Source organism: Longimicrobiaceae bacterium, from assembly GCA_035696245.1.
Lineage (GTDB): Bacteria > Gemmatimonadota > Gemmatimonadetes > Longimicrobiales > Longimicrobiaceae > DASRQW01.
This window is the reverse complement of the sequence record DASRQW010000372.1, coordinates 1-6,225: the sequence shown is the minus strand read 5'-3', so window position 1 is coordinate 6,225 and position 6,225 is coordinate 1. Positions and strand designations below refer to the sequence as shown.

At 70.8% G+C, this 6,225-nt stretch carries 7 protein-coding genes; 2 read left to right on the top strand and 5 right to left on the bottom strand.

Going from position 1 to position 6,225, the window contains the following annotated elements:
- Both VFE05_17050 and VFE05_17045 read left to right on the top strand, forming a co-directional pair.
- Window positions 1-1,096, top strand: a 1,096-nt coding sequence (locus VFE05_17050; GenBank protein ID HET6231786.1) for a PLP-dependent transferase, incomplete at its 5' end; no start/stop codon positions are given.
- Between the two features lie 262 nt (window positions 1,097-1,358).
- Complete coding sequence (locus VFE05_17045; protein HET6231785.1) at window positions 1,359-2,852, top strand: chemotaxis protein CheB; 1,494 nt, start codon at window positions 1,359-1,361, stop codon at window positions 2,850-2,852.
- A 227-nt stretch (window positions 2,853-3,079) separates the two neighbouring features.
- Here the strand turns inward: VFE05_17045 and VFE05_17040 are convergent, their stop codons facing one another.
- From VFE05_17040 to VFE05_17020, 5 genes are all read right to left on the bottom strand, one after another.
- Window positions 3,080-3,976 (bottom strand): arsenite methyltransferase, encoded by an 897-nt coding sequence (locus VFE05_17040; protein ID HET6231784.1) that lies wholly within the window; start codon window positions 3,974-3,976, stop codon window positions 3,080-3,082.
- Between the two features lie 69 nt (window positions 3,977-4,045).
- Window positions 4,046-4,366 (bottom strand): metalloregulator ArsR/SmtB family transcription factor, encoded by a 321-nt coding sequence (locus VFE05_17035; protein ID HET6231783.1) that lies wholly within the window; start codon window positions 4,364-4,366, stop codon window positions 4,046-4,048.
- A gap of 88 nt (window positions 4,367-4,454) precedes the next feature.
- Window positions 4,455-5,261, bottom strand: coding sequence for a PPK2 family polyphosphate kinase (locus VFE05_17030; protein ID HET6231782.1), 807 nt, complete (start codon window positions 5,259-5,261; stop codon window positions 4,455-4,457).
- Window positions 5,262-5,381: 120 nt separating this feature from the next.
- Entirely contained in the window at window positions 5,382-5,612 is a 231-nt protein-coding gene (locus VFE05_17025) for a hypothetical protein (GenBank protein ID HET6231781.1), read from the bottom strand.
- Window positions 5,613-5,751: 139 nt separating this feature from the next.
- Window positions 5,752-6,225 (bottom strand): hypothetical protein (locus tag VFE05_17020; GenBank protein ID HET6231780.1); only part of this gene is annotated, 474 nt, incomplete at its 5' end.

Below are 6,225 nucleotides of genomic sequence, written 5' to 3'. Positions count from 1 at the left end.
GCTCGTCTCGGCAGGGCGGCCGTCCGAGCCCGGCGCCCCGCTGAACGTCCCGCCGGTCCCCGCGTCCAACTTCATCATCGGCGCCGGGCGCGACTACTCGCGCGATGACGGCACTCCCACCTGGGAGGCGCTCGAAGCGCTCGTGGGCGGGCTGGAGGCCGGCAAGGCGGTGGCGTTCGCCTCGGGCATGGCAGCCATCGCCGCGGTGTTCGACCAGCTTCCGGCGGGCGCCGTGGTGGCGCTCCCCGACGACTGCTACCAAGGCGTCGCGGGCCTGGCAGCCGCGGGCGCCGAACGAGGGCGCTGGTCGGTGCGGCGCGTGGCGTTGGACGACACGGCCGCGTGGATTCGCGCCTGCGGCGCCGCCGACCTGGTCTGGCTCGAATCGCCGTCCAACCCGCTGCTCACCGTCGCCGACCTGGAGGCCGTCTGCGCGGCGCCACGCAAGCCCGGAGCGATCGTGGCGGTAGACAACACGTTCGCTACGCCTCTGAATCAGCAGCCGCTGGAGCTGGGCGCCACGGTGTCGCTGCAGTCGGCCACCAAGTTCATCGGTGGCCACTCCGACCTGCTGGCGGGCGTAGCCACGACGCGGGACGATGCGCTGTGGCACGCACTCCGGAAGACTCGCGAGCTCAGCGGCGCGACACCGGGAACGCTCGAGGCGTATCTCGCCGTGCGCGGCGCGAGAACGCTCGCGATTCGGCTCGAGCGGGCACAGCGGACCGCCATGGTGCTCGCGGAGCGGCTGGAGGCGCACCCGCTGGTCTCCCGTGTCCGGTACCCCGGCCTGCCGTCACACCCCACGCACGCGGTCGCCAAGCGTGTGCTCAAGGGATTCGGAACGATCATCTCGTTCGACGTGGACGGCGGGGCCGACTTCGCCGACCAGGTCTGCCGAAGCGTGCGTCTCATCCATCATGCGACCAGCCTTGGCGCGGTGGAATCCACGATGGAGCGGCGAGCTGCGATCCCCGGACAGGGACACCTTCCACCTTCCCTCCTGCGGCTCAGCGTCGGGATCGAGGATGCCGGCGACCTCTGGGCCGATCTCGATTCTGCGATCCGCTCCGCTGCCCGTGACCCTCGACCGTGAATGCAACCGGGACGGGGGGGACCGCATACCGGAAGGGAGGCGATCGATGGCGTGGGGCCGAATTCCTCACCCGCCGTCTCGCCTCAGCCGCTACGGGTTGGCCGGTGGATTCGTGGACGAGGAGCCGGGGGCGCATCCCCCGGCTCTCCTGCGTTCGGTCGTTGCGGCGGGGAGCGCACGCGCCTTGCAACGGCTCGGCACTGTTCAACGCACGTCGCGCGGAAGACTGCCGGTAGAGAACGTCGGATAGGATGGTGAGGTGATGGGTACTCGAGACGTGGTGGTGATCGGCGGATCGGCGGAGAGCCTGGACGCGCTCGCGGAGGTGGTCCGCGCGCTTCCGGCGGACCTGGGCGCGGCGGTGCTGGTGGCGGTCCACGTTCCGCGGACGACCACGAGGAACCTTCCCGCGCTGCTGGCGCGCGCGGGTACTCTGCCCGCCGCGCACGGGGTGCACGGCGAGCCGCTGGAGGCGGGCCGCATCTACGTCGCGCCGCCGGACCATCACCTGCTCGTTCGCGGCGGACGCGTGGCCCTCTCCCGCGGGCCCGAGGAGAACGGGGTGCGCCCCGCCGCCGACGCGCTTTTCCGCTCCGCCGCCATGGCGTACGGCGGCCGCGTGCTCGCCGTGGCGCTGGCCGGTGCGCACGGCGACGGCCTGGTCGGGCTCGCGCACGTCCGCGAGCGCGGCGGACTCGGCGTCGTCCAGCATCCCGGCGAGGCACCCTTCGCCGGCATGGGCGCCACGGCTGCGGACGACGTGCTCCCCACGGCGGAGATCGCCGCCTTGATCGTAAGCGAGTGCGCGGGCGGCGGGACACGGCGGGAGCTCGCTAGCAGCGAAGAGGACGCGCCGAGGACCGAACCCGGCATCGGGCCGGAGCCCGTAACCGGCGGCCCGCCCGTAGGCGTGCAATGCCCGCTGTGCACGGGCGCCCTGGCCGAGGCCGCGGGCGAGCCTGCCCGCGTGTTCCGCTGCCCTCTCGGGCACAGGTGGTCCGGCAGCGCGTTGCTGGAGTGGCAGGCCCAGTCGGTAGATTCGCGTCTCGCCGCCGCGGCTGCCGCCGTGCAGGAGCAGGCCACGCTGACGGGGCGTCTCGCGGAAGAGGCGCGGCGGGCCGGGGACTCCGCCCTCGGCTCGCGGCTCCAGGCCCGTGCCGCGCATGCGGCGGAACGCCTCAGCGCGCTCGCGGCCCTGATGGAGTCGGGGCCGCCGTCCGAAGCGTCGCGCGGCGGGGAGAGGGACGAAGCCACGTCCGCCGGCACGGTGGATGACGTTGCTTCGCGGCCCCAGGCGGCGCTGCTGCTGGCGGCTGCGGAGGTGCTCATCGGGAACGTGGACCTGCTGGTCGCGGCTTTCGGCGACCGCATGCGCGCCGAGCCGCGGCTGCCCGGCGCCCGCGAGCTGGACCGCACGCACCTGGAGGACCACTACGTCACGCTCATCACCGAGCTGGGGCAGTGCGTGCACGTCATCGCCACCGAGGGCCCGGATTCGCGGCTGCTGGACGACGGAACCGAGATCCAGCACGTGATCGCGCACCGTCACGGCCGGCAGCGCCGCGCCATCGGGTGGACCGAGGAGCAGGTGGTGGTGGAAGGCGACCTCCTGCGGGAGGAGCTGGAGCGCGCCATCCGGACCGGCGCGGGCGACGAAGCCGCCGCCGAGGCGATGAAGACGCTGCGTAGTCTCACCGCGACCGCCGAGCGCGCCGCCCTCCAGAGCTTCCGCACCGCGCCTCCGCCGGGAGCGTAAGGCTTCGGTAGATGCGAAGCGCGGGGCGGCGGCATCATCGCCGCGGCCCCGCGCTGCATCTCCGCCGTTCGGCCGATGGTCGGGCCTTCACGGAGGTACGTTCATCCCCCGCCGCGCATCGAGGGAGGCGTTCGGCGGCCGCGCGTTGACTGCCGCGACCCGGTTCCCGGGCTCAACCGCTGCCGCATCTTACGAACATGCCTTGTATGCTGCGCCTGCGGTCACGCTCACGAGCAGCAGGTAGTCGAGCAGCACGAAGTTGCGGCGGCATCGTCCGGCACGGCGGCGGCGGACGGAGCGGCGGCGAGCGGTTTGGTGGCGCGGACGAAGGCGCCCATGAAGCGGCCCTCGATCTCCGGACCGATGGCGTCCGCGTCCAGGCCGGCGCCTTCCAGGAAGGTGCGCGCATCCTCCAGCCGGTACACGCGCGTCGGCTCGATGCTGGGCTCGCCGAAGCCGACGTCGCGCAGGAGGCCGAGGAACTCCTGCTCCTCCAGCGCGCCCGCCACGCAGCCCACCCACAGCTCCATGCTGCGCTTCACCTCCTCCGGCACCTCGCCGCGCACCACCACGTCCGAGACGGCGAAGCGGCCGCCGGGCTTGAGCACGCGGAACGCCTCCGCCAGCACCCGCCGCTTGTCTGCCGACAAGTTGATGACGCAGTTGGAGATGACCACGTCCACCGACGCGTCCGGCAGCGGCACGTTCTCGATCTCGCCCTTGAGGAACCAGGCGTTCTCCACGCCCGCCTCGCGCTGGTTGGCGCGCGCCAGCTCCAGCATCTCGTCCGTCATGTCCAGACCGTAGGCGCGGCCAGTGGGCCCCACCCGGCGCGCGGAGAGCAGCACGTCGATCCCACCGCCGGAGCCCAGGTCCAGCACCGTCTCGCCCTCGTGCAGCTCGGCGAGCGCGGTGGGGTTGCCGCAGCCCAGGGACGCCAGCACCGCCGCTTCGGGCAGCAACGCCGTCTGCGACGCGTCGTACAGGTCCGCGGTGATGGGGTCGCAGCCGCCGTCCAGCGCCGCGCCCCCACCGCAGCACCCGTTCCGCCCGCCGGCCACCACGCGCAGCGCCGCCTGCCCGTACTTCTCCCGCACAGTGTCCCGAATGCTCGTGTCGCTCATCGGTTCCTCCTCGTGGTGAGTGTATCGAACAACATTTGTTGATGCTTTCCGGCAAAAAAACGGGTGCGATCAGCAGCACCCCCCACCGCCCTGCCACCCCTCGGCGGGCTTCACCTCGGCCGCGAAGGCGGAGATGGCGTCCAACGCGTCGGGGTTGAGGGAGTAGTACACCCAGCGGCCCTCCTTGCGGTCGGTCACCAGCCCGGCTGTCTTCAGGGTTTTGAGATGGAAGGAGAGGCGGGACTGCGCCGCGTCGAGCGCGCCCGTCAGGTCGCACACGCACCGTTCGCCGCCCGCCAGCATCCGCACGATCCGCACGCGCGTCTCGTCCGAGAGCGCGTGGAACCAGCGGGCCACCTGGGCGGCGTCGGGAGCGGTGTGTGTTGCCATGACGCTAATGTATCAACTTCCGCTGATGTGTCAATGCTCGTCCGACGAGGGCGGCGGGCCCGCGGCACACTCGGGAGTGACGGCCGGGTCAGTCGATGGTATCGGCGAGCTGGACGAGCTTGGGGTCCAGCTGCGGGAACTGCGGGTCCATGCGCTCCAGCGCGTCCACGACGATGCGTGCGACCAGGAGGTCGCGCGTGGGCTTGTCGTCCGCCGGCACGACGTACCAGGGGGCGGAGTCCGTGCTCGTTTTGGCGATGGCGTCGCGATAGGCGTGCGTGTACTCGTCCCACAGGCGGCGGTCGTCCAGGTCGCCCTCCTGGAACTTCCAGCCCTTCCTGCGCTTCTGGAGGCGTTCCAGGAAGCGCTTCTTCTGCTCGGCGCGCGAGACGTGGAGGAAGAGCTTGACGATGGTGATGCCGCTGTCGGAGAGCAGCCGCTCGAAGGCTTCGATGTGGCCGTAGCGTTTTTGCCAGACTTCCTTCGGGACCAGGTGGTGGACGCGCGCGGCCAGCACGTCTTCGTAGTGCGAGCGGTTGAAGACACCCACCATGCCCAGCTGCGGCACCACGCGGTGCACGCGCCACAGGAAGTCGTGCGCGAGCTCGTCGCGTGTGGGTGCGGCGAAGCTGCGCACCTCCAGGTACTGCGGGCTCACGGCGCCGAACACGCGGCGGATCGTCCCGTCCTTGCCGCCCGCGTCGCGCGCCTGGAGCACCACCAGCAGCGCCCGCGTCCGCTCCGCCCGCAGCGCGGTCGAGAGGTCCGCAAGACGCTCCAGAAGCGCATCCGTCTCCTCCTTCAGCTTCTTCCCCTCCGGCGCGCCGTGCGGGGGCGCCGCCGCCTCGTCGTCCAGCTCCACCTCGGTTCCGTTCGGGATCGGCTTCAGGCGCATGGGCAGATGCGGGGTTCGGAGACGAGAAACGCGGCCCCGGGCAAGTGCCCGAAGCCGCGATCCGGCTTCGCAAGTTCAGAACCGCAGGGCGCGCCCACAGCGCGAGCGGGTGCCGCCGGATCAGCCCGTCCGGCGGCTCATCGCGGGACGAAGCCCCGTTCGAAGCAGGAAGTACGCGGCGGACGCGAGGCCGAGAAGCAGCAGCATCGTCAGGGCCGCCGTCGTGGCGGGATCCGTCTGCAGCACTCCGGCGATCACGTGCTTCGTCTCCACGTAATAGCGGAACACCGTCGCCGCGGCGAATAGAAGGGCGAGCCCGGCGAATCCACGAAATTGGCTGCTGTCCGGCATCTCGGTCTGTGGGCAAAGAGTGACGTGCACCGGGCCTCTCCCGGAACGTGCTCGCCGTACGTTCCCGCGCCGAGGCGAGTTTCGTACGTGGACCTACGAGGTCACGACTGCGGGCCTCTCTGACATTGCCCATCACGGCTCACGGTGAGGGAGCGGACGGAGTGGTGCCGGATTCCACGATCAACAGGCGCGACTCTTCCATTTCGAACTGTCGGCTGAGATACATGCGCGTCAGGAGATAGCCCTGGATCATCCCCGCGACGAAGAAGTAGACGATCAGCGCCTGGGCGAATGCCATGCTCCGGGCGGGCGCGAGCGACTGGGCCAGGTCTTCGGCGAGGCCGTTGAGAAACGCGCCAAGATCCCTGAACTCGATCAGTCCCACGCCCACGATGATCTTGGTGAGCCAGTCCGAGACGACCTCTATGTTGGAGTTGGGGCGATGGGTGACCGTCTTCGCCGCGTCCATGCTCACCCTGGGCACCGCGAACAGGAAGCCGACGAGCGCTCCCGTGGCCAGGCACGTCATGCCCCAGAGATGGACGGTTCCATAGCCAGGCGCCGAGGTACTGATGATGGCGAACCCCGCCACGTTTGCGAGCAGCATCACGAC